Origin of the sequence: Geomonas oryzae (genome assembly GCF_004117875.1) — a bacterium.
GTDB classification, from domain to species: domain Bacteria; phylum Desulfobacterota; class Desulfuromonadia; order Geobacterales; family Geobacteraceae; genus Geomonas; species Geomonas oryzae.
Genome location: NZ_RAHW01000003.1, coordinates 549,070 through 572,332, shown reverse-complemented (window position 1 = coordinate 572,332; position 23,263 = coordinate 549,070). Strand labels below are relative to the sequence as shown.

15 protein-coding genes are annotated in these 23,263 nt (G+C 65.5%); 4 read left to right on the top strand and 11 right to left on the bottom strand.

Going from position 1 to position 23,263, the window contains the following annotated elements; genetic code table 11:
• Positions 1 to 32: 32 nt before the first annotated feature.
• Positions 33 to 2,639 (bottom strand): response regulator, encoded by a 2,607-nt coding sequence (locus tag D6Z24_RS10715; RefSeq protein WP_129126568.1) that lies wholly within the window; start codon positions 2,637 to 2,639, stop codon positions 33 to 35.
• Positions 2,640 to 3,147: 508 nt separating this feature from the next.
• Here D6Z24_RS10715 and D6Z24_RS10710 point away from each other — a divergent pair.
• Genes D6Z24_RS10710 through D6Z24_RS21845 form a run of 4 tightly spaced genes read left to right on the top strand, consistent with a single transcriptional unit; the run spans position 3,148 to position 4,840 of the window.
• Positions 3,148 to 3,615 carry a VOC family protein gene (locus D6Z24_RS10710; RefSeq protein WP_129126567.1) on the top strand — a complete coding sequence of 156 codons (468 nt, stop codon included), beginning with the start codon at positions 3,148 to 3,150 and terminating at the stop codon, positions 3,613 to 3,615.
• A 43-nt stretch (positions 3,616 to 3,658) separates the two neighbouring features.
• Complete coding sequence (locus tag D6Z24_RS21850; RefSeq protein ID WP_246014634.1) at positions 3,659 to 3,964, top strand: hypothetical protein; 306 nt, start codon at positions 3,659 to 3,661, stop codon at positions 3,962 to 3,964.
• Between the two features lie 30 nt (positions 3,965 to 3,994).
• Positions 3,995 to 4,609 (top strand): SDR family NAD(P)-dependent oxidoreductase, encoded by a 615-nt coding sequence (locus D6Z24_RS10700; RefSeq protein WP_246014633.1) that lies wholly within the window; start codon positions 3,995 to 3,997, stop codon positions 4,607 to 4,609.
• A 3-nt stretch (positions 4,610 to 4,612) separates the two neighbouring features.
• Positions 4,613 to 4,840 carry a Rossmann-fold NAD(P)-binding domain-containing protein gene (locus D6Z24_RS21845; RefSeq protein ID WP_246014632.1) on the top strand — a complete coding sequence of 76 codons (228 nt, stop codon included), beginning with the start codon at positions 4,613 to 4,615 and terminating at the stop codon, positions 4,838 to 4,840.
• Between the two features lie 46 nt (positions 4,841 to 4,886).
• Here D6Z24_RS21845 and D6Z24_RS10695 read toward each other — a convergent pair whose 3' ends face one another.
• From D6Z24_RS10695 to D6Z24_RS10650, 10 genes are all read right to left on the bottom strand, one after another.
• Positions 4,887 to 5,324: a phosphate-starvation-inducible PsiE family protein gene (locus D6Z24_RS10695; RefSeq protein ID WP_129126566.1), complete on the bottom strand. Its 438-nt coding sequence runs from the start codon at positions 5,322 to 5,324 to the stop codon at positions 4,887 to 4,889.
• A 119-nt stretch (positions 5,325 to 5,443) separates the two neighbouring features.
• Complete coding sequence (locus D6Z24_RS10690) at positions 5,444 to 6,886, bottom strand: lipase maturation factor family protein (RefSeq protein ID WP_129126565.1); 1,443 nt, start codon at positions 6,884 to 6,886, stop codon at positions 5,444 to 5,446.
• 37 nt (positions 6,887 to 6,923) lie between these two features.
• Positions 6,924 to 8,423, bottom strand: coding sequence for a phytoene desaturase family protein (locus tag D6Z24_RS10685; RefSeq protein ID WP_129126564.1), 1,500 nt, complete (start codon positions 8,421 to 8,423; stop codon positions 6,924 to 6,926).
• Between the two features lie 460 nt (positions 8,424 to 8,883).
• Positions 8,884 to 9,138 (bottom strand): MoaD/ThiS family protein, encoded by a 255-nt coding sequence (locus tag D6Z24_RS10680; RefSeq protein WP_129126563.1) that lies wholly within the window; start codon positions 9,136 to 9,138, stop codon positions 8,884 to 8,886.
• Between the two features lie 219 nt (positions 9,139 to 9,357).
• Positions 9,358 to 10,488 carry a response regulator gene (locus D6Z24_RS10675; protein ID WP_129126562.1) on the bottom strand — a complete coding sequence of 377 codons (1,131 nt, stop codon included), beginning with the start codon at positions 10,486 to 10,488 and terminating at the stop codon, positions 9,358 to 9,360.
• The gene (locus D6Z24_RS10670) at positions 10,485 to 15,680 is read right to left on the bottom strand and encodes a PAS domain S-box protein (RefSeq protein WP_129126561.1); all 5,196 of its coding nucleotides are present in this window, start codon (positions 15,678 to 15,680) and stop codon (positions 10,485 to 10,487) included. Before D6Z24_RS10670 ends, D6Z24_RS10675 begins: the two co-directional genes overlap by 4 nt.
• Before the next feature lie 14 nt (positions 15,681 to 15,694).
• Complete coding sequence (locus D6Z24_RS10665; RefSeq protein WP_162605111.1) at positions 15,695 to 16,318, bottom strand: histidine phosphatase family protein; 624 nt, start codon at positions 16,316 to 16,318, stop codon at positions 15,695 to 15,697.
• 172 nt (positions 16,319 to 16,490) lie between these two features.
• On the bottom strand, positions 16,491 to 19,397 hold the full coding sequence (locus D6Z24_RS10660; protein WP_129126559.1) for an FAD-binding and (Fe-S)-binding domain-containing protein: 2,907 nt from the start codon (positions 19,395 to 19,397) through the stop codon (positions 16,491 to 16,493).
• A 13-nt stretch (positions 19,398 to 19,410) separates the two neighbouring features.
• A complete protein-coding gene (locus D6Z24_RS10655) occupies positions 19,411 to 20,505 on the bottom strand; it encodes an enolase C-terminal domain-like protein (protein WP_129126558.1) in 1,095 nt (364 codons plus the stop codon).
• Positions 20,502 to 23,111, bottom strand: a complete 2,610-nt coding sequence (locus D6Z24_RS10650; protein ID WP_129126557.1) for a glycoside hydrolase family 15 protein — start codon at positions 23,109 to 23,111, stop codon at positions 20,502 to 20,504. Before D6Z24_RS10650 ends, D6Z24_RS10655 begins: the two co-directional genes overlap by 4 nt.
• Between the last annotated feature and the right edge of the window lie 152 nt (positions 23,112 to 23,263).

Sequence of the window (23,263 nt, the reverse complement as noted above, 5' to 3'; positions counted from 1 at the left end):
CACGAAGTGTAAAGTACGCCGACGAATCTGCGTCAGGCGGTTCCCGCATTCCGGCTCGCCATGATGACGCTGCGCAAGGCGGAGAGCCTGTACGGTTTCTGGATCAGCCCCGCCAACCCCTGACCGGCGAACTTCTTGGCCACCTCGTGCTCGCTGAAGCCGCTCGACATGATGATCCTGGCGGTCGGATCGATCCGGCGCAGCTCGCGGAAACACTGCTCGCCATCCATGTGGGGCATGGTGAGGTCCAAAAGCACGAAGGCGATGTCCTTGCGCGTACGGTAGGCCTCGACCGCCTCGCAACCGTCACTGGCCGTGATCACCTCGTACCCGAGTTCGCGCAGCAGCTCACCCGCCGTCGAGCGGATCTCCTCTTCGTCGTCCACGAGGAGCACCACACCTTCGCCCCGCCAGTTTTGCGCGTCCGCTTCCGGCGCGATCGCACCGGCGCACCCCGCCGCGGCTGGTAAGAGCACCTTGAAGGTGGTTCCCCGGCCGGGTTCGCTGTAGACCTTGATGGCCCCCTTGTGACTGCGGATGATGCCGAGTACCGCGGCCATGCCGAGCCCGCGGCCGGTGAACTTGGTGGTGAAGAAGGGATCGAAGATCCGGGAGAGGGTCGCCTTGTCCATGCCGCAGCCGTCGTCGGTGACCTCGATGACGACGTAGGAACCGGCGGGGATCGGGTCCACGAGCCAGGCGTCGTTCAGGTACTCCTCCCTGCAGTCGGCGCAGGAGGTCGCGACGGTTATGGTGCCGCCGTTGTCGCCGATCGCCTCGGAGGCGTTGATCACGAGGTTCATGACGATCTGCCTGATCTGCGTCGCGTCCACCTCCACGGCCGGGAGTCCGTCGCCGAACCGGTAGTCGAGCACCACCCGTTTCGAGATGGCGACCTCCAGCATGTGCCCCATCTCCTGGAGCATGCGGTTCACGTCTATGGACTCGATGAGGAACTTCCCCTTGCCGGAATAGGCGAGCATCTGGCGGGCGAGGTCGGCGGCGCGAACTGCGGAAGCCTCGACGCGCTGCAGGTTCTCAAGGGCAGGCGACTGTGCGGGAAGACGCAGGAGGGCGAGTTCGGTGTTTCCGATGATGGAGGTGAGGATGTTGTTGAAGTCGTGTGCGATGCCGCCGGCCAGAACGCCGAGGCTTTCCAGTTTTTGCGCGTGCAGCAACTGCTGTTCGAGCCGCAGGCGCTCGTTTTCCGCCTTCCTGCGTTCCGAGATGTTCCGCGCCACGCCGATCACGGCGGGCCGGCCGTCGAAGTCGATCAGCCTGACCTTCACCTCCACCGGGAAGGTGGAGCCGTCCTTTCTGCGGTGCATGGTCTCAAAGGTGGCCGAGGCGGCGTTGGAGAACCCTCTGAACTGCTCGGCGACCTTCTCCGGGGCGTCGTTGACCGCGTCGAGATCCTCTATGCGCCGCTCGAGGAGCTCGGCGCGGGAGAAGCCGACCTCGCTCACCGCCTGGTCGTTGGCGGCGATGATCCGGCCGTCGGCGTCGGCGATGTAGACCGGGTCGGCCACGTTCTGGAAGAGATCCCGGAAACGCTGCTCGCTTGCCGCGACCGCCTGCTCGGTCTTGCTGCGCTCCGCGATCTCCCGCTCCAGTTCGGCGGTCCGCTCTCTCACTCGGTCCTCGAGCTGGACGGAGAGTTCCTTCAGCGCCTGTTGCGCCTTCTCCCGCTCGCGCAGCTCGTCCTGCAGCGACGCGGTGCGACTTCTGACCACCTTCTTGAGGGCGTAGTTCGCGTATGCGGCGGCCGCGAGCATGAGGGCGAGGAGAACCGCGACGGCCATCGCCACGAAGGTCCTGGTCGGCCGCCAGTGCATGTCGTCGACGAAGAGCCACTTCTTGAGGGCGTCGCTGCGCTCCTCGGGCCCTATGGCGGCGAGCCCCTTGTTGAGGATACCCTGCAGCTCGGGCCAGTCCTTTCTTATCCCCACTCCCCAGCGATACTCGAAGTCGGTCCTGCCGGCGAGCTGCAGGTTCGTGATGCCGCTTTCCTGCGCGTAATAGGTGGCGTTGGCCATGTTCTCGACGTAGTAGTCGACCATGCCGAGCGAGGTCTTGGCGAGGGCGGTGGACACGTCCGGCACCACCTCGAGCCTTATCTCTGGGTACCTGTTTTTCAGGATGTCGTGGGCGGCGTAGTTCGAGACCACGGCGACCCTCTTCCCTTTCAGGCCAGCCAGGGTCTGTCCCGGGATCACGCCGACCCGGGAGAAGATCCCGCCGGGGACGGTCACCAGGGTGTCGGTGAAGAGGGCGAACTTCTCCCGGTTCGGGGTCTTCACCATGGCGCCCAAAAGGTCCACCTCGTGCGCCTTGAACTTCTCCATCACCTCGTCCCAGTTCTTCAGGTGCACCACGGTGATGGTGATGCCGAGTTTTTTCTCGAGGAGGCGGATGATGTCGGCCGACGCACCCTGGTAGCTGCCGTTTTCGTCGAAGAACTCGATCGGTTTGAAGTCGGGATCGGGGGCGAGCTTGATGACCGGATGCTGTTTGAGCCACTGCTGTTCCTGGGGGGTAAGGACGACGTTGGTCTCGGGGCGTGCCGCGCCGCAATCGGGAACCGAATAGGCTGACATAAGCAGAAATGCCACAGTCATAACGAAACGCAACCAGGTCATTTTATCGTCCTCAGAGCGTGAGCGGGCTTCGAGTTTGGATGCTGGTAGTTTACTCATCGGTAGCTGCCAAGTGAGTCTTTACCACAGATTGATAAAAACCGATGAAAAAAATACCACGGCGGCTTTTCTGTGGGATGATCGCGCCGCGCGTGCCCGCCCTTCAGTTCACGACAAAAGTTAACCCGATTAGGGATGATCCTCCGCTAGCCCCCCCTCTCCCTCCGGGAGAGGGTGCCCGTAGGGCGGGTGAGGGCGTTGCCGCGAAGTGAGCAGTTGCAACTGCCGACGCCCTCACCCTGGCCCTCTCCCGGAGGGAGAGGGGATGTGGAAGTTGTGCAGCGGAAGATCATAACTAATCACGAAAGCTAAAAGTGTTGCGGGTGTCGACAGGCAAAGCACGCAAGGAAAGCGGTCCGGCGGGCACTGTGTCGGTGCTATTGACAACGACTCGGGGGGATCCTATGCTGAACTGGTCGGAAGCAAATGCCTGAAAGACGGGAGGTTTGTCATGTTGAAACCGATACCGGAAGGATTCCACAGCGTCACCCCCATGTTCATGTTCAGGGAGTGCCGCAAGGCGATAGAGTTCTACAAAAATGCGTTCGGCGCCGTCGAGCGCTACGCGATGCCGACCCCGGACGGCCGGGGCATCATGCACGCCGAACTCCTGGTGGGGGATTCCATCCTCATGATGGGAGACGAGCAGCAGCAGTGCAAGAGTGCGGAAAGCATGGGGGCGTCGCCCGTCAGCTTTTACCTCTACGTTGAAAACGTCGACGCCGCCTTCCGGCGCGCCGTAGAGGCCGGGGCGACGGTGCAGATGGAAGTGCAGGAGATGTTCTGGGGGGACCGGGCCGGTGCCCTGCGCGACCCCTTCGGCTACAGCTGGATGCTGGCAACCCACACGAGGGACCTGACCCAGGAGGAGATCCGCGCAGGGGCCGAGGCATCCTTCGCCGAAGCATCCAGGAGCTGAAGATGACCTGACCTTTTTGATGCATTACGGGAGGATCGGCATCATGAAAAAAGCAGTCATGGCAGCTTTTGCCATAGCGATCTTTGCGGCTTCCTGCGTCGAAGCCGCCGAGATCTGGTACACCGGGGACGGGCGCTGCGTTCCTCCGAAGGACGACGGGACCTATGCCGCCCCTTACGACGCCATGGAGCATCCGGGGGACTACCCGACCTTTCCGGGTGCCGACAAGCCCGGCTGGTCCTGCAGCTATCAGCGTGAAGACGGGGTGATCGTGCAGTACGGCAACAGTCTCACGCCGCAACAGCAGTGGCTTGCCTTCTGGGTGGCGGGAAAGGGGGACCTTGATTGAGGCCAAGCGCCTGACGCGAGGAGGTTCACCATGAAGAGACAGGAAGGACTGGTAGTGATGATCACCGGCGCCACCGACGGCCTCGGCGCGCGGGTCGCCGCCGGGCTCGCCGAACTAGGCGCCACCGTGCTTTTGCACGGCAGAAACCCCGAGAAGGGGAAACGGGTTCTGGAAGAGATCGGGGCGGCAAGCGGCAGCGACCGGCTGCACTACTATAACGCCGATCTCTCCTCGCTCGCCGAGGTGGAGGTCCTGGCGGAGGAGGTCGCGGCGGACTGGCGCGGGCTCGATGTCCTCATCAACAACGCGGGGCTTGGCGCGGGGCCTGAGCCGCAGCACCGCGAGACCAGCGCGGACGGCTACGAACTGCGCTTCGCGGTCAACTACCTGGCGCCGGTGCTGTTGAGTTACCGGCTCCTGCCGCTTTTGCGGCTGAGGGGTGAGGAGACCGGGGAGGCGCGCATCGTGAACGTGGCTTCGGTGGCGCAGCACGCCATCGATTTCGAGGACGTCATGCTCGAGCGGGATTACGACGGCATGCGCGCCTACAGCCAGAGCAAGCTCGCCCTCATCATGTTCAGTTTCGATCTCGCGCGGGAGCTTGCCGGGAGTCCGGTCACGGTGAACGCCATGCACCCGGCCTAGCTCATGGATACCAACATGGTGCGGGAGTGGTTCGGGACGGCGCGGACCACGGTGGATGAAGGGGCGCGCTACCTCTTGCGCCTGGCGGTGGATGAAGAGGTGAAGGGGATGACCGGGCTCTACTTCGATCAGGGGCGGCCGGAGCGGGCCGACCCGCAGGCCTACGACGAAGAGGCGCGCCGGCGCCTGCGCGAGCTGACGCTCAGGTGGATCAGCCTGCACCGGGTTTAGAACGGAGGGTGCCGGGGGATCTTCTCCCGGCACTTGCTCTTTCCGCTTACAGCTCCCTGCGCGCCGCCGCGGGCGAAAAACGCACGGCGACGATCCGCGTGAAGGCGAGCGACAGCACGAGCGCGATGGTCATCGCGACCTCCTGCCACTCGATATCCTTGTACCAGAAGGCCATCACCTCGGTCAGCACGGTGACGATGACCGTGTCGATGATGTAGGTGACCTTGACGCGCCCCTCCGTGGAATAGGCGAGGGCGGTACGCAGCACCTCGATCACGGCGAGAACGGTGAGAAGGTCCACCATGATCTGCTTGAAGGCGGCGTGAAACTCCTCCTCGAAGACGAGGCGCAGGTCGTAAAGGGTGCATCCGACCCCGGCCAGGATGGCAAGGAGGATGGTGACGATCAGAAAGGTCAGCACCACGCGCGTCGACATCTCGTAGAAACGCGCGAGTTTGAAATCCACCGTATTTTCTCTCCACATATCGCTTTCTCCTCAGTTTTTGCCGACATGGTACCGGGAGAAGGTTACGTTCCCTTGATCGCGGCATTACGATTGCGTCACGAACATGAACAAAAATCCCCTCTCCCGCTCTCCCGTCCTCAGCGGGCCCCGTCCCGGTAGCGCTCCCGCACCAGCTTCAGTACCGGGTGCTCCAGGGAAACCGGCACCAGGTATTCGCCGATCAGTTCACGGTCCCACCATCGTTTCCTGCCTAAGCGGTAACGGTAGTAAAGCGCGCGGATGTAGCGCGGCGGCCGCTCCGGGAAGGGATTTCCGCGCAGCAACTTGAGCGTTGCGGCGTCGCCCTCCAAAAGCCTGATCACAAGCTGCACGAACCAGCGCGAGTGTCCCGCCTGCCCGGGCATCGCCTCGAACCACATCAGCCAGTCCAGGCGCAGGTGGTACGGCGCGACGATCGGGGGGATGCGGTCCGGGTCCCCCGGTTTCCCCTTGAACTCGTAGGCGCGCCAGTTCGCGTCGCCCCCCGCCGCATCCTCAACGGTCCCCTCGATGACGATCTCGTAGCGCTCCTTCGTTATGCTGCCGAAGGCCCCGTAGGTGTTCACCAGGTGGAAGGGATCGAAGGAGGTGTTCATGATCTGGGAGCGGGAGAAGAGGTTCAGCACCGGCTCGACGCTTCTCAGCGCCACCAGGATGAAAAGCCCCCAGGTGAGGGCGGTGAAGAGCGGCGCTTGAGGTGCCATCGGGGGCGCTTCCAGGGAGAAAAGCCGGGCGATGAGCGCGCCGTCCAGCGGGCTCAGGCAGATGACGGCGGTGAGCCAGTTGAGCCAGGCGAAGTTGCCGCTCACGATGATGGAGCCGAGAAAAATGAGCGAGACGGTCGAGGCGGCCGCGGCAACCGGCTGGGGCGCGAAGAAAAAGGGAGGGAGGATGAGTTCCGCCAGGTGGTTCAGGAGGACGCCTGCCTTGTGCACCGAAGAAGGAAGGCGGTGGAAGAGGCGGCTTAACGGGTTCGGCATCGGCTGCGTCTCGAAATGGTAGTCAAGGCAGGTGAGGTCGCGCCAGCAGTTGTCCCCCCTGATCTTGATCATCCCCGCACCGAACATGACGCGGAAGGCGAGCCAGCGGTAGAGCCAGATCACCTGCCACCCTGGTTCCGTGCCGGAAGGGCCGAGGAAGACGGCGAGAAAACCCGCCTCCAGAAGGAGCGACTCCCAACCGAAGGCGTAGAAGGTCTGGCCGATGTTCACGAAGGATAGGTAGAGGGCCCAGAGCAGAAACCAGGAAAGCATGGAGGTGAGGATGCCGTAGGCGTCGGTGATACCGCTAAGCGCGAGAAGCGACAGGAAGATCCCGAGGATGGAAAAGAGGAGGTAGGAGCGGTCCCCGGGCAGGAAGTGGAAGATGCTCGGGGCGTCCCGGAAGGGAACGAGCCGCATGAAGTGGCGGGCGGGCTCGAGCCCGTTGTCGCCGCAAAGGGGGCGGAACTGGTTCAGCGCGGCGAGAAAGCCCATCAGGTAGATGAGGGCAAGGCCCCTTTGCAGAAGAATCCGGATGATCCAGTAGCCGTCGTCGTTCATGGTGGCCTCCGGTGCGGTGCGATTTTCGTTCGCAGGATCAGGGCGGCCCGGCAGGGGGTGCCGTTTCCGGCTTCGGGTATCCGGGCGCCTCGACGGCGATACGCTGCGGGCCGATGCCCAGGTCGTGAAGCGCCAGGCGCGCCGCATGGTAGCCGCACATGCCGTGCACCCCGCCCCCCGGGGGGGTACCCGACGAGCAGAGGTAGAGACCGGGAAGCGGGGTGCGGTACGGGGCGAAGAGGGTGGGGCGGCGGAGGAACTGGGAGAGGTCCTGGACACCGCCGTTTATGTCCCCGCCGACGAGGTTCGCGTTGTACTGCTGGTATTGGACGCAGTTGCGCGTGTGCCGGGCGAGCACGAGGTCGCGGAAGCCGGGGGCGAAGCGCTCCATCTGCGCCTCGATCCGTTCGGTCATGTCGAAGGTCGAGCCGCTCGGGACGTGGCAGTACCCCCACGCGACGTGTTTATTCTCCGGCGCGCGGGACGGGTCGACAATGGTCGGCTGCGCGACGAGGACGAAGGGGCGCTCCGGGTGCGTGCCGCGCCAGACCTCGCGCTCGCCGAGGGCGATCTCCGCCGCCGTCCCTCCTACGTGCACCGTCGCGGCGAGGCGGCACCCTTCGGCACGCCAGGGGATCGGGGCGGCGAGGGCCCAGTCGATCTTGAAGATGCCGGGGCCGTAGCGGTATCCGGCCAGCCTGCGCCGGTAACCTGCCGGGAGCTTATCTCCCGCGAGCCTTTCCAGCTGGCGTGCGGTCAGATCGAGCATCACGATGCGCGCCGCGGGGAGCTCGACGAGGCTGTTTATGGCGCACCCGGTGACGATCTCCCCGCCGAGCCGCCGCAGGTACGAGGCGAGGGCGGTGCTGATGGCGCCGGAGCCCCCTTGCGCCACGGGCCAGCCGGCGACGTGGGCGAGGGCGCCGAGGATGAGGCCGAAGGCCGCGGAAAGGGGGCGTTCCAGCGGGAGAAAGGAGTGGGCGGCCATGCCGGCGAAAAGGGCGCGGGCGGGAAGCGTGCCGAAGGCCGAGCGCTCGAGGAGCGTGGCGGGAAGAATCCCGTAAAGGCCGAAGCGCGCAAAAGGAACCGGGTGCCGTGGGAGGTGCAGCGGCGCCAGAAGATCGGGGGCGAGCTCCTCCCAGTCCGTCACGATCGGGGAGAAGAGGGCCCGGTAACGCTCGGCGTCTTGACCGAGACGGGCGGAGGTTGCGGCGAGGTCGCGGTAGATAAGGGCGGCTTCATCGCTCTCTAGCGGGTGGGCTAATTGCACCTCGGGGTAGAGCCAGTTGAGGCCGTGTTCCGAGAGCGGGAGGGTGCGGAAAAAGGGGGAAGAGGCGGCAAGCGGGTGGATCGCGGAGCAGACGTCGTGCAGAAAGCCCGGGAGGGTGAGCGCCTCGCTCCTGGTGCCTCCGCCGACGGTGGGGGCGGCCTCCACGACGGTGACCTTCAGCCCGGCGCGGGCGAGGGTTATTGCGGCCGCGAGGCCGTTTGGTCCGGAGCCGACCACCACGGCGTCTATGTCGCCTGCGAAGGGCATCGCGCCTCCTCCTTTCGTCCCTTGAAAACACGAGGCTTAAGTCTAGCAGGGTTCGCGGAAAGGGCATCCTGCGCGGTGAGCGTTTGCTATTCGAGCAAGGCAAATCCCCCTGTTCCCACTTCGCCAAGGCTACGGGGGACAGGCTCCCCCTTCGCAAAGTTGAGATCGTTCCTACGGTCCACCGTGGGAACGCACGTTAGGGACGCTCCAGCGTCCCTAAGCAGACGCCGGAGCGTCCGAGGCTTTGCGTTCCCACGCTGGAGCGTAGGAACGATGTGACTACTGCCATCACAAACTCGGTGATGTACGACTTGAGGACGGCCCGGAGATTTCGTGGAGAAGAGGGAAACGGGAAAAGGCGAGGAGGGGGCGGTGGGCTCAGGATGACGGCGGCTTCCCCCTCTCCCTCTCCCTCTCCGGCCTGCTGAGGACTGCAGGTGGAGAGGGAGGCGAGATGGACTCAGAACGGGATGCCGGTGGGGATGAAGGCCACACTGTCACCGGGCTTCACTTTGTGGTCGAGGGTGTAGACACGGTGGTTCACGAAGACCGCTTCCACTTTTTCCATCGGGAGATCGAGATCGTGCGCGATTGAGGCGGCGCTCACCCCATCCTCGGGAACGTCAACTTCCGCCTGCGACGGCAGTCCCCTGTTTTTGCGCACCGTGTGCAGCGCTCCGAACATGCGTACCGTTGTGTTTGCTTTCGTGGACATGATTGACTCCTTTCTGTTTGCTGTGACATTGCGGGCGGGTGCTTCACCGTTTGATGTTTGCAACTGAAGGGCGTGAGGCATCTGTCCGTGGTGGATCGAACGTTTGTTCGAATTGTACACCTTTTTGTCATACAAACAAGGAGCTTCTTTCAGAGAGACGGTCGGTTCGTAAAGTGGAAAGGGGGAGGGTGACGAAACTATGAGACCGGGCGTTGACGGCTATGACGGCATCTTCCCGCCGTCGTCCGCGAAACGCCGTGCGATCTCCCTGAAATGCTCCTGCAGTTCCAGAAAGGCGTCGACGACGTCCGGGTCGAAATGGGTTCCTTTTGCCTCGCTTATCATGCCGACCACCTTCTCGTGGGGAAGGCCGGGGCGGTAGACGCGCCAGCTGATCAGGGCGTCGTAGAAATCGGCGACCGCCATGAGACGGGCCGACACCGGGATGGCGTCACCGGCCAGACGCCCGGGATAGCCGGAACCGTCCCACCTTTCATGGTGCGAGAGGGCGACCTCTTCGGCCAGGCACAGAAACTCCGCCTGGGTCCCAAGGGACTGCTTGGCCGACTCGAGCGCGCCCCAGCCGATCAGCGTATGCCTCTTCATGACCTCGAACTCCTCCGGTTCCAGAGGCCCCGGTTTCAGCAGGATCCGGTCTGGGATGCCGACCTTGCCGATGTCGTGCAGCGGCGCCGACTTGAAAAGGAGGGCGATGTTGGCGTCGGTCAGCTCGCGCGAAAAACGCGGATGGTCCCGCAACTTCTCCGCCAGCGCCTTCACGTAGCACTGGGTGCGGCGCAGGTGGTTTCCGGTGTCGTTGTCCCGCGTTTCGGCCAGGGTGGCGAGCGCCATGATGGTCACTTCCTGTACCGCACGGAGATCCTTGGCGCGCCGTTCCACCTCCCGCTCGAGGAAGAGGTTCTTGTCCTTTAAGAAATCACTGGCGGCTTTCAGGTTCAGGTGGGTCTGCACGCGAGCGAGCACGGTGGGGGGGCTGATCGGCTTGGTGATGTAGTCGACCGCGCCCAGCTCGAGGCCGCGCCGCTCGTCGTCGATGTTCCTGCGGGCGGTGAGGAAGATGACGGGGATGTCCCGGGTCTCGGATGAAGCCTTCAGCTCGCGGCAGACCTGGTAGCCGTCCATGTCGGGCATCATGATGTCCAGCAGGATCAGGTCGAGCGGTGCGCCGGAACGGGCGATGCGCAGCGCCTTCTCTCCGCTTGGCGCCACCTTGACGTGGTAGAGCCCCTTCAAAAGGTCGCACATGATGGAGATGTTGTCCGGTGTGTCGTCCACGACGAGGACCGTCGGGCGCATGAGTGTCGTTTCCGCCATGGCTTCCTCGTTCATGCCTCCCCCTCCTGTTCGCCCTGCGCCTCGGCCAGGGCGGCAAGTGCCGCCTCGAAGTCGTAGATCCTTATCGCCCCTTCGATGCGGGCGAACTGCTGCGGGAAAGCACCGCGCAAAAGGAGCGCGTGCGCGGTGAAGTGTTCCGTCGCGGCGGCGTCGTCGTCAGCCAGAAGCCTCGCAAACTCCCGGCATACCTCCTCCAGGACCCCCGGCGCCGCCGCAGGCGTCTCGGGAGCCGGTGCGGAGGGGAGTTTTTCCCGCAACTCGTGCAGCAGCCCCGCGAGCAGCTGCGAGAACCGTCCGAGCTCCGGCTCGAGGTCGGTGCCGCGCGTCTGCAGCGCCTGCTCCAGTTCCGCCGCGCTTGTCTGGAGCGCCTCGGCGCCTATGTTCCCTGCCACCCCCTTCATCGTGTGCACGATCCGCGCGGCGGTTTCCAGTTCCCCCTTCCCGAGCGCTTCGCGCAACTGCCGGTCGGTGTGGCGCTGGCTCGCACGGAACTTCTCTAGCAGCGACAGGTAGGCGCGCTCTTCGCCGCCGATGCGCTTCAGTCCCAGCTCGAGATCGATGCCGTCGACGGCGGCGGGGAGCAGGGTGGCACCCCGCGCGGAGGAGCCCTCGCTGCTGCGCTCCACTTCGGAAAGCCCGACCCACTTGAGCACGGTGGCCCGGAAGATGGCGGGATCGAAGGGCTTCGTGATGTAATCGTTCATGCCGGCGGCAAGGCAGGCCGCCCGGTCGCTCGGGAGCGCGTTGGCGGTCATCGCCACGATGGGGAGCCGGTCGTGGGCGGGGTTCGAGCGTATCCGGGCGGTTGCTTCCAGCCCGTCCATCACCGGCATCTGCATGTCCATGAGGACCAGGTCGTAGCGGTTTTGCCCCACCTTCCTGAGCGCCTCCTGGCCGTTGTTCGCCAGATCCACCGACAGCCCCGTGTCCGTGAGGAGCTCCAGCGCCACCTGCCGGTTGATCTCGTTGTCCTCGACGAGAAGCACCCGGCCGGTGATTTTCTGCTCCTCAGGGGGAGCCGCATCCGTCGCCGGTAAGTCCTTCCCGGCGCCCCCCGTTTGCGCTATTACGGTCATCGCCGCGTCGAGGAGCAGGGAGGGGGATGCCGGCTTGGCGATGATCATCGCGTCGGAGACGGCCGGCATGCCGCCTAAGTCCCCTTCGCGCCCGAACGGGGTCAGGACGATGAGGTGCGGAGGGGCGGACAGGTCGAGCTCCCTGATGAGGCGTGCCGTTTCGGCGCCGCTCATCCCCTGCATCTGCCAGTCGAGGAAGACGATCCTGAAGGGGTCTCCCTCCTCGTCGCCGCGCTTTAACAGGCTCAGGGCTTCCGTCCCGGAGGGGGCGGGGGTCGAGCGCAGGCCGGTCCTCTGCAGCATCGCGTGCAGCACGCCCCGGGCGTGCTCGTTGTCGTCGACGACGAGGACGCGGCTTCCGTACAGCGCTATGGGGGTCACCCGCGGCTTCTCGTTTCTCCGGCTCACCCCGAGGCGGACGGTGCACCAGAAGGTGCTCCCCACCCCTTTTTCGCTCTCGACGCCCACCTCCCCTCCCATGAGACGCGCCAGGTGCCTGGAAATGGCGAGCCCGAGACCGGTGCCGCCGTACTTCCTGGTGGTCGACATGTCCCCCTGCTGGAAACTCTGGAAAAGCCTCTCCTGCTGCTGTTTGTCGAGGCCGATGCCGGTGTCGGTGACCGAGAACTGCAAGAGGACGGTGTTCCGGGAGCGTTCCACCACGCTTACCCGCACGCTGATCTCGCCGGCCTCGGTGAACTTGACCGCGTTGGAGCCGTAGTTGAGCAGGACCTGCCCCAGGCGCAGCGAGTCGCCGACCAGGTGGCGGGGGACTTCCGGGGCGACGTCGAAGATGAGTTCCAGCCCCTTTGCCTGGACCTTGTCACCCAAAAAGGTCGCCAGGGTCCCCATCACCCGCTCCAGGTCGAATTCCGCCTCCTCTATGGTGAGCTTGCCCGCCTCGATCTTGGAGAAGTCGAGGATGTCGTTGATGATGCCGAGCAGGTGCTCGCCCGAAGACTGGATCTTGGAGAGGTAATCGAGCTGCTGGGGGGAGAGGCTCGTCTTCATCACGAGGTGCGACATGCCGATGATGGCGTTCATCGGCGTCCTGATCTCGTGGCTCATGTTGGCGAGGAAGTCCGACTTCGTCTGGCTCGCCGCCTCGGCCGCCTCTTTCGCGACGACCAATTCCTGCTGCGTTTTCTTCCGGTCGGTAATGTCTAAGAAGGTGACCACCGCCCCCACGACCCTTCCGTCGCGGTACTGCGGGTAGGACCAGTACTCAGCCGGGAAGGAGCTGCCGTCCTTGCGCCAGAGCACCTCGTCATCGGCGTGGGTCCCTTCCCCGTTTTGATACCCCTGGAAGATGCGGCAGTCGTGCATGTCGATGGGCGAGCCGTCCGCGTGCCGGTGGTGGATCATGTCGTGCATGTTGCGACCGATCAGCTCCTCCTCGTCGCGGTACCCCAAAAGTTCCACACAGGCGCGGTTGCAGAAGGTGCACATCCCGTCCGGGTCGGTGCCGTAGATCGCTTCGGCGGTGGAATCGAGGATGAGGCGGAGCATCTCGCGCCCCTCGATGATCTGCCGGCGTGCCAGGCGGCGCTCGGTGACGTCCTCGATGATGGAGACCTGGCCGTCGGAGGGGTCGTTCTCCCTCAAGCCCTGTACCGAGACCCGCGCCCAGAAGGTGCTGCCGTCCTTGCGCAGGAAGGGGACCTCCTCGCGGTGGAAGATGCCGCTGTGCGCGAGGCCGTCGGCGATATCGCTGCCGAAACGGAGAAAAGAGTCGTCGTCGGGGTACCAGCAGCGGGTGGTGCGGTTCAAAAGCTCCTCGGGCTGATATCCGAATATCTCTTCCAGCTTGCGATTGCAGCTCATGATGGTGCGGTCCTGCACGAGGACGATGCCGGTCGTCGCCGCGTCGAACACCGCCCGCTGTTCCAGGTTCAGTTCCTCCAGCTGCGCGGTCCGCTCGGCCAGGGTGATCGCCTGCATCTCCATCTCGGCCGCCTGCTCCTCGAGTTGCGCCGCCTGCAGCCGCATCGCCTGCAGCAGCTCCTCTTTCGCGTGCGCCTCCCGCTCGGCGCTCTCCTTCGCGCGCCTGAGCTCCTCGGTCGCCTCCCGTTCGCGCGTTATGTCCTCGACGAGGATGACGATCCCCTTGCCCAGATCCTGCTTGTCCAGGGGCTGCGTGGAGATCCGCGCCCAGAAGAGCGTGCCGTCCTTTCGTCTGAGCGGGGTCTCGTCGCGTTCCGTGTGACCTCCGGCGAGCCGCTCGTAGATCCTGGTCCCCATGGCGAGGAAGGCCTCCTCGTCCGGGTAGAGCATCCTCGTGGACTGTCCGTGCAGCTCTTTTCCCTGGTAGCCGAAGATCTCCTCCACCTTCGCGTTGTGGCGGCCGATGATCCGGTCGCGCACCAAGAGGATCCCGACGTCGGCCGCTTCGAAGATGGCGCGCTGTTCGCTGTTCGCCCCCTGGAGCTCGGCGGTGCTGATGTCTATCATCACCTCCAGGTGGCGCCGGTAGTTTTCCAACTCCTTCTCGCGCACGAGCTGCTCGGTGATGTCCCGCCACACCGAGGAGATGAGGGCCTGCCCCTTGAAGGTGATCAGCCTGAGCGTCATGGAGACGTCGCGCAGCACGCCGTCCTTGCGGCGATGCCGCGTCTGGAACACGGTGACGTCGCGCTCGGAAAGCTCCTCTTTCAGCGCGTGGAGTTCATCGACGGTGAAGTTCCCCTCGATGTCCGGAACGGTGAGGAGCGCGAACTCCTCGCGGGTATAGCCGAGCCCCGCGTGCGCGGCCTCGTTGAAGTCGACGAAGCCGAGCGTCTCGACGTCGATGAGCAGGATGCTCTCGGTGCTCTGCTCGAACATGGTGGCGATGAGCTTGTCGCGCTCGCGTACCAGTTCCGCGGCCCGGCGCCGGTTGGCGGCCTCGGCCAGGCGGTGCAGGATGTTTTCCAAAAGCCGGCGCTCCTCGGCGAGGAAGGGGCCCTCGTCCGCCGCCGGGTGCTCCTCGCGGTAGGCGACGGTGAGCTCGAAGCTGTCGCCGTCGTCGGTGTCGAGCCTCGCGCAAAGCGTCCAGGGGGAAAGCGCGAACCCGGCCGTGGTGAAAGAGCCGGCGCCGTGGGTGAGACGGGCTTCGGCGCAGTCGGGAAACCGGAGCCCGCTCGGCACGAGGGCCGCCACCTGCCGCATCTGCTCCTCGAAGGGCTGGGTGACGTCTTCGGTCAGCGCGGAGACGCGGTACAGGCACTGTTCTTCCCTCATGCGCTGTTCCAGTGTCCCGGTCAGGGCGCGCAGCTGCGCCTCGCCCAGGCGGTGCTCCTCCAGGGTCCGTTTGCGCTGGTCTACCGCCTCGACGAAGGCAAGCACCGCGTGCGCCATCCTCTGGATGGGGCCCCGGGTCGGGGAATGCGCCAGATCCGTCACCGCGTCCAGGCGTTGCAACTCCCTGCCGCGGGAAAGATCATCGAGCCCGGTCGAGATGAGCGTCATGTGGCGGGTTAAGCGCCTGGTGGCGAAGAACCAGGATATGGCGGCCGCGGCCATGAAGATGATGCTCGCGGCGAGCGCCTTGCGCGAGAAATCCTCCAGCCGGTCGTTGAAGCGCTTGCCGTTTTGCACGGCGTGATCGGCTAGCAGCCCGACGATCTTCTGCGAGTGTTCGGTGATGGCGAGGTATTCACCGGTGGCGAGCTTCAGGTAACTTTTCGCCTGCCCCGGGTCGACCGCGATGGCGTCGGTGGCCATGATGATGTCGCTGCGGTAGCGGACGAAGTCCGCCTCCAGCTGTGCGAGCTCGGTCACCTGCAGCTTTTGTCCCCGTACGTTTTTCCGGATCAGGTCCAGTTTGCTGCGCATCGTCGAGAGCCGGTCCACCACCTCGACGTGGCTTCGGTACAGTTGCGCCTCGTCCAGCTGATGGAGCTGCGCCTTCTCTAAAAGCGTGTCGAGCCGGTGGTGGATGCCGTACATCTGGGCGTCGAAGTCGGCGGCCCGGACGATGCCGCTTAAGTCTCCGGCGAGCTCGGCCACCCGCTGGTCGTGACTTTGCTTCACCGTGGCGAGGGTCCAGATGGAAAAGAGGGCGATGGCGACCAGTACCAGGGTCACCGGCAGGAAGAACATGGCGAAAAAGGTGGGTCGGTAGACGCGCACGGAAACCACTCCCTCTACTTGATCAGCTTGGGCCAGGCGGCGGGGGGGATGGTGGCGAGGTAGTTGAAACGGCCGTTGCCCATGGGCTGGAACACGACGATTGCCCCTTCGGGGCTTGGGAAGTAACCGATCAGGTCGGCGAGGTTTGGCGCGTGCCCGACGATGACACGGTTTCCCTTTGGCACCGGTGACGAGAGCAGGCGCCTCAACTCATCCAGGTACGGAGCTTTTTCTTCGGTGGTGAGGTTCGTCGTGGTCATCAGTTTCTGACTCACCTTGAAATTCCCGAAGGCGGCAAGTGCGGTCTCCCTCGTCCGGCAAAGCGGTCCCGCGTAGACCTCGTCCACTGGGATTCTCCCCCGGCGCAGCGTCTCCCCGAGGAAGCGGGCGACCTGGCGCCCCTCCTCGATCAGGGGGCGCTGCTTCGAGCAGTCGTTTGGGTCGGTGAGGGGGAACTGGTCGGGTTTGCTGCTGTCGGTCGGCGCGTGCCGCATGAAAAGCACGAAGCCGCCTGCGCGCAGCTGGCTGATCAGGGCGCGGGTCCCCGCGAGCTCGGTGAACTTTTGATGCTCCTCGGCATGAACCGGAAGGGCGATGGCAAGAGAGAGCAGAGTAATGACTGTGCAGATGAATCTCAAGGTAGCTCCGAAAGGAATGAGAGCGAGCCTTCTGTGTGACGACCATGATCGCCTGTTTCTGACAGTCATTGTAACATTGCGCCGACACTTTGAAAGCTTTGGGCCGAACTTTAACACAGTGTCACGGCGTCGAGCTAGCGAGGCTGGTCCTAATGATATGTAGGACGATTTCCTACGCGGGGTTGCCCAGCTTCATGGCGAGGAGCATGAGCTCGACCAGGTGCATGGGCTTGCGGCTGGTCGCCTGCAGGATCTGGGTGCGGCAGGAAAAGCCGTCCGCCACGATGTAGTCGGTGGGGAGCGCGTCGCGCACCGCGGGTAAGAGCCCGAGCTCGCCTATGCGCATGGAGATCTGGTACTTCTCCTTCTCGAAGCCGAAGGAGCCGGCCATGCCGCAGCAACCTTTCTGGGGCTCGATGAGGATCAGCCCCATCCTGCCGATCAGTTCCCGGGCCGCCTCGGGGTTCAAGAGCGCCTTCTGGTGACAGTGGGCGTGGTAAATGATCCTCCCCTGGAGTTTCGGCGGGACGAGCCCCTCTCTCTTCATGAACTCGGCGACGGTAAAGGTGAGGGCGCTCACCCGCTTGCCGTCCTCGTGCTCCGGGAAGAGCTCGGGAAGCTCGTCGCGAAAGACCGCCGCGGTGCTGGGCTCGAGGATGAGGACCGGTATCCCGTCGCGCACGTAGGGATGCAGCTCGTCGACCGCCTGCAGGATCTTTTTCCTCGCGTAATCGAGCATGCCGTAGTCGATGGGGGGGCGGACCGCGGGGGGGCGCTTTTCCGGGACGATCACCCGCAGGCCGTAGTGCCCCAAGAGCTCGGCGGCCGCCTGCAGGGTCTCGGGGAAGAAACAGTCGTTGAAGAGGTCCGGGTAGAGAAGGACCGGGCGTCCCTTTTCCGCTGCGTGCGCCGTCTTTTTATACCCGGAGGTGAAGCTCTCGTCGGCGAAGCGCGGCATGCTCCGCTCCTTAGCGATCCCGGCGACCGCCTTGGTGATCGCGCGCAAACCCGGGGTCTGGCCGGCGAAATTGGCAAGGGCGGGAAACCTCCCCCCGATAACGCCCCAGATGCCGATGAGCCCCATGGAGTAGGCGGCGAGGGGGCGCAGCCGGTGCCGGTAGTGGTGGTACAGAAACTCCGCCTTGTAGGTCGCCATGTCGACGTTCACCGGGCAGTCGGTCTTGCACCCCTTGCAGGAGAGGCAGTACTTGAGCGCGTCGAGCACCTCCGCGCTTCGCCAGCGGTCGGAGAGGAAGTCGCCCCGGAACATCTCGAAAAGGACGCGGGCGCGCCCGCGGGTCGTGTGCTTTTCCTCGAGGGTCGCGAGAAAGCTCGGGCACATGAAGGCGTCGCGGTCGCGGCGGCACTTGCCGACGCCGACGCAGCGCAAGACGGCGCGCGGCAGGCTGCCGTCGTCTTGCGGGTAGCGAAAGCGGGTCTCGGGCTGCCACGGGTTGTAATCGGTGCCGAGCCTCAGGTTCTGGTCGGGGCGGTAAGGCTCGACCACCTTGCCCGGGTTCATCTTCCATTCCGGGTCCCAAAGCTCCTTGAAGCGTCGGAAGGCCTCGACGAGCTCCGGGCCGTACATCTTCTCCAGGTACATCGCCTTCGACTGCCCGTCGCCGTGCTCCGCGGAGAAGGAGCCGCCGTAACGAGCGACCATGTCGGTCGCCTCGTCCAGAAAGGCCATGAAGTTCGCCACCCCCTCGTGGGTGAAGAGGTCGAAGGAGATGCGGCAGTGGATGCACCCCTGGCCGAAGTGGCCGTAGAGCGAGGCGATGAGCCCGTGCCGGTCGAGCAGGGCGCGGAACTCGCGCAGGTAGGGGCCGAGCTTCTCGGGGGGGATGGCGGCGTCCTCCCATCCGGGCCACCCGAGCGGGACCCCCGGGACGTTCGCCGTGGCGCCAAGCCCCGATTCCCGCACCTCCCAGACCATCTTCTCCTCACCCGCGTCGGTGAAGAGCTTCATGGAGGGGGGATTCGCCTTACTGCCGAGTTTCTCCATCGCCCGGCGCGCCTTTTGGTCCGCGTCCTTCTTGGTGTCGCCGCCGAACTCGACCAGAAGCCACCCCTTACCCTCGGGGAGGAGCTGCACGTCCTCCGGGTGCAGCCTCTTTTTTTTCATGAAGTGAATGAGGAGCTCGTCGAGACCCTCGAGCCCCACCGGTTCGAACGCCATCAGCTCGCTCACGTGGTCGGCGGCGGAAAAGACGTCCGGGTAGCCTAGCACCAAAAGGGTGCGCGCCGGCGGTGAGTGCACGAGGCGCACCGTCGCCTCGAGGACGGTGATGCAGGTCCCCTCGGTCCCGACCAGGGCGCGCGCCACGTTGCAGCCGTTCTCGGGGAGGAGGTCGTCCAGGTTGAAGCCGGAGACGCGGCGCGGGATCTTCGGGTAGCGGCGCCGGATGAGCTCCGCGTAGTCGTCGCGCAGCGCGCGCAGTCCGGCGTAGATCTCGCCGCGCCTGCCGCCTGCCGCGATGATGCGGGTGAGCTCCTCCTCGGGAGTCGCCCCGACCTTCATGCGCACGCCGTCGTAGGTGATCACCTCCATCTCGATGACGTTGTCCGCGGTGCGCCCCGCCATCACCGAGTGGATGCCGCAGGAGTTGTTGCCGATCATGCCGCCGAAGGTGTTGTGGGTGTGGGTGGCGGGGTCGGGGCCGTAGGTGAGGTGAAACTTCTCGGTCTCTTCCCGCAACCGGTCGAGGACGACCCCCGGCTGCACCCGCGCCGTCCTTTTTTCCGGGTCGATCTCGAGGATGCCGCGCAGGTACTTCGAGTGGTCGATGACGACGGCGGCGTTGCAGGTCTGCCCGCAAAGGGCGGTGCCGCCGCCGCGCGAGACCACGGGGGCGCCGTGCCGTCGGCAGACCTCCAGGGTCCTAACCACGGCGTCGGTCGTTTTCGGCAGCACCACGCCGATCGGTATCTGGCGGTAGTTGGAGGCGTCGGTCGCGTAGAGGGCGCGGCTCGTATCGTCGAAACGGACCTCGCCGTCGACCGCCTCCCTGAGCGCCGCCTCCAGGGCCTTCGCGTTCATGCCTTGCAGCTCGCTCTCGTTTGTTTCCCTTTTCTTCATGGTTCCTCCGGTGTTACAGCGGTCGGATCTCGAAGCGCTTCGCCTCGTCCTCCCGAAGGGACAGGCCGTGGCCGTGGCGCGTCAAATCGGGGAAGAGGGAGCCCTCGTGGGGCTCCACCACCCCCTCGAGGAGCCTCCGCTCGATCCGGACGTGGTCGTGAAAGTATTCCAGGTGGCGCACCGACGTCGCGGTGCAGCAAAGGTGCAGGTGCAGGGCGGGGGCGCAGTGCGAGGAGAGGGGGATGTGCCAGGCCTCGCAGAGGGCGGCGGCCTCCAGGAAGCCGGTGACCCCGCAGCGCGTGGCGTCGGCCTGCATGACGTCGACGCAGCCGTCACGCAAAAGGTCGAGGAAGTAGCGCGCGTTGAAGCCGTACTCGCCGCTTGAGACCTCCATCCCCTCCGGGGCCAAGTCCCGCACCAGGCGCAGCCCTTCCCGGTCCCGGTGCGACACCGGCTCCTCGAACCAGTCGACCCCTTGCGCGGCGAAGAGGCGGGCAAGGCGCAGCGCCTCCTTTCTGGCGTAGCCGCCGTTTGCGTCCACCATGAGCCCGGTTTCCTGCCCGATCGCCCGACGCGCGGCGGCGACGCGCTCCGGGTCGGCCACGGGGTCACGCCCCACCTTCATCTTCACCCGGGTTATGCCGCGCTCCGCCCAGCCGGAGAGCTGACGTTCGAGTTTCTCGACCGTGTAGGAGGTGAAGCCGCCGCTGCCGTAGACCGGGACGCTTTCGCGCGCGCCCCCTAAGAGCGAGACGAGCGGGAGCTCTAAAAGGCGCGCCTTCAGATCCCAAAGCGCTGCGTCCACCGCGGAGACGGCCATCATGCCGATGCCGGCGTCCCCCAGGTTGCGCAGCGCACCGTTAAGGGCGAGTCGGCAGCCGGGGATGTCGAAGGGGTCCCGCCCGCGCACGAGCTCGCCGAGCCGGTCGCGGATGAGCGTCGCCGCCGACTCGTGCGCGTAGCTGTAGCCGAAGCCGCGCACCCCCTTGCAGTAAAGGTGCACCGCGACCATTACGGTCTCGTCCCACAGGCAGGTGCCGTCGGACTCCGGCTCCTCGGTCGGGATGCGGTACGCCTTCACCTCGACCCTCTCCACCACGTTTCTCATCGCTTTTCCCCCTCGTCGCGGGCCAGCCGCCAGTCGTACGGCGCGTACTCCAGGCGGAAGGATTCCGGGTGCTCCCTGATCTCTTGCGCGATCTCTTCCCCGGCGAAGTCCGCCGCAAAGACGGCCGCGTCGTGCCCGGTTTTTCCCAACTCGTCGTACCAGCGGAAAAGACGCGGCAGGACGAGCCTTTTCCCGGCGGGATCGAAGTGCGCCTCACGCTCCAGGTAGCGCCGGACCGCGGTGTCCAGTTCCTTATCCAGGGCGCGCGGTGACAAAACGGTGACGGCGGGGGAGGAGACCGTCCCGGTGAAGGCGGCGCAAAGAACGCGCGCATCCCCCGGACGAACGGCGTGGGCAAGGCGCGGGTCTCCGGGGGAAAGCGGCGGGATGAGCCGCCCCGGTGCCGGGCGGTTGCCGCGCAGGATGCCGTGCAGCACCACCTCCGCGCTGTACTCCTCCTTGCCGATGCGGCACCCCACCCTGCGGTAAAAGCGCGGCACCTCCTGCACCGAGCTGCGCACCTTAAGGGAGAGGATGCCGTAAAGGACGAGCAGGGTGTGCAGGTTGCACCAAAAGGAGATCTTCTCCCCGCTCGTCTTCAGGCGCTCCAGGGGGAAAACGGCCAGGCGGGAGAGGAGCGAGGCCAAGCGCTCCCCCATGCCGCTTCGGGCAAGCTCCCGGTAGTCGGGATGGTGGGGGGCACAAAGGGTGGCCGCCTCGGCCGCGAGCGCTGCCATCTCCTCGGCGTCCGGCGCCGGCCCGCCGGAGGGTTCCGGGGCGAGCACCCGCTCGTGCAGCGGCTTTCTCCGCTCGTCGGCGCGGGCGTTCGCCACCGCGGTCGCCGCGACGAGGTACGCCTCGTGGCTGAAAGCCTGGGGGAAGTTGCCGAGCTGCTCCCGCCACTTAGGGTCGTACTCCTCGGCGAGGAGGTGACGGTGTCCCCCCACCTGGTCCACCAGGGAGAGGAGGAGGTCGGCCTCCTCGATCTCCCCTTGCTTTGCGAGGTTCGTGACGAGCCAGAGGGTGCAGGCGAGGAAGGTGGCGTCCTGCCCCGGTAGGCTGTCGTCGCCCCGGTAGCGGTAGAGGAAGCCGTCCAGGGCGAGGTCGCGGCGCAGGGCGTCGACGGTGGCGAGCATCATGGGATCGTCGTACTCGATGAAGTCGTTTATCGACATGAGGAGGGCGCTCGCATCGAGGCACTCGCCGTCGTAGTCGAGCACGAAGGACTGCAGGCGCGGGCTCCAGCCGCGGGCGAGCACCTCGTCCCTGATCTCCTTTAGCGGCTCCTCCCAGCCGGAGCCGGGTGCAAGCCCCAGGTGCCGCGCGATGCGCAGCCCGCGGTCCAGGGTGACCCAGCACATAGCCTTCGAGTGGACGAAGTGGCGCGTCCCGCCGCGCATCTCCCAGATGCTCGAGTCCGGCTCGCGCCAGTGGTCCCGGGCGAAGTCGCACATGAGGGTCAGGCCGTGCCACAGTTCCGGATCGATGCCGCGGTTTTTGCTCGCCACGAGATTGGCGGCGATCAGCACGTGGCCGTAGATGCTGAACTGCTTCTGACGGGCGGCGAGGTTTCCCACCCGCACCGGCCGCGACTCGCGGTAGCCGCCAAGATGCGGCAGCGACGCCTCGGCAAGGTCGGAGGAGCCGTCCATGCGGTACATCACCTGCAGCTCGCCTCGCCTTCCCTTCCTGATCACCTGCTCGAGCCAGTCGAGGTACCCCTGCACCTCCTCGACGTGCCCCACCTCGAACATGGCGGTGAGCGCCATGCAGGTGTCGCGCACCCAGGAGTAGCGGTAATCCCAGTTGCGCACCCCGCCGATCTCCTCGGGAAGCGAGGTGGTGGCCGCGGCCGCCATGGTCCCCTGCGGCTCGAAGCAGAGTAGCTTCAGCGTAAGGAGCGAGCGGATCACCGCAGTGCGGTGCGGACCGAGCTCGTTGTAAAAGCCGGTGCCGCTTTGGTGCAGCCAGTCGCGCCAGAAGGCGAGCGTCCGCACCAGGAGCTGCTCGGCGCGCCCCTCGGGAAGGGGATCCGGCTCGGGCGCGCCGTAATGCAGGCGGAGCACGGCCCGCTCCCCGGCCCGAAGTTTCCAGACCCCGGCGGCTTCCCCGGCATGCACGGCGAGGGGGCGCGTCGAGGAGAGGGCGAGGCACGCCCCCCCCGCCGCTGCGACCACGCCGCGCCCGGGGAAGAGGGCTAGCTCGGGGACGGTCCTGCCGTAGTCGAACCGGGGGGCGAAACGGACGCGGACCTCGACCGTTCCCCGCTCCACCTTGACGAGGCGCAGGAGCACGAAGTCGCGCTCTCCCCCGGCCGCGTCCGGCTCGGGGAGGGTGAGAAAATCGGTGAGGGTGTAGCTGCCGCCACGGGTGCGGAACCTCCCGACCAGCACGTTGCTGTCCTCCTCGTAGGAAAGAAGGGAATCCCATTCCCCCTCCGGGGTGACCGAGAAGGTGCCGCCGCGCTCCTCGTCCAGGAGCGCCGCGAAGACGCTCGGGGAGTCCAGGCGCGGCAGGCAGAGCCAGTCGATGGCGCCGTCCTGACCGACAAGTGCCGCCGACTGCATGTTCCCGATGATGCCGTAGTCGCTGATTTTCTTGGCCATCGCCGCCTCGACGCGTTCATCTGTGGGTGTCGCCTGCCCGACACCTGGAGCAGTATAGCCGACAAAAGTTAATCGTCACTAATTTAATTCTCCGAAGCGCCGTCGGGGGGCGGGGGCGATTTCATTAGTCGTTGACTTTAGCGGTGCAGTCG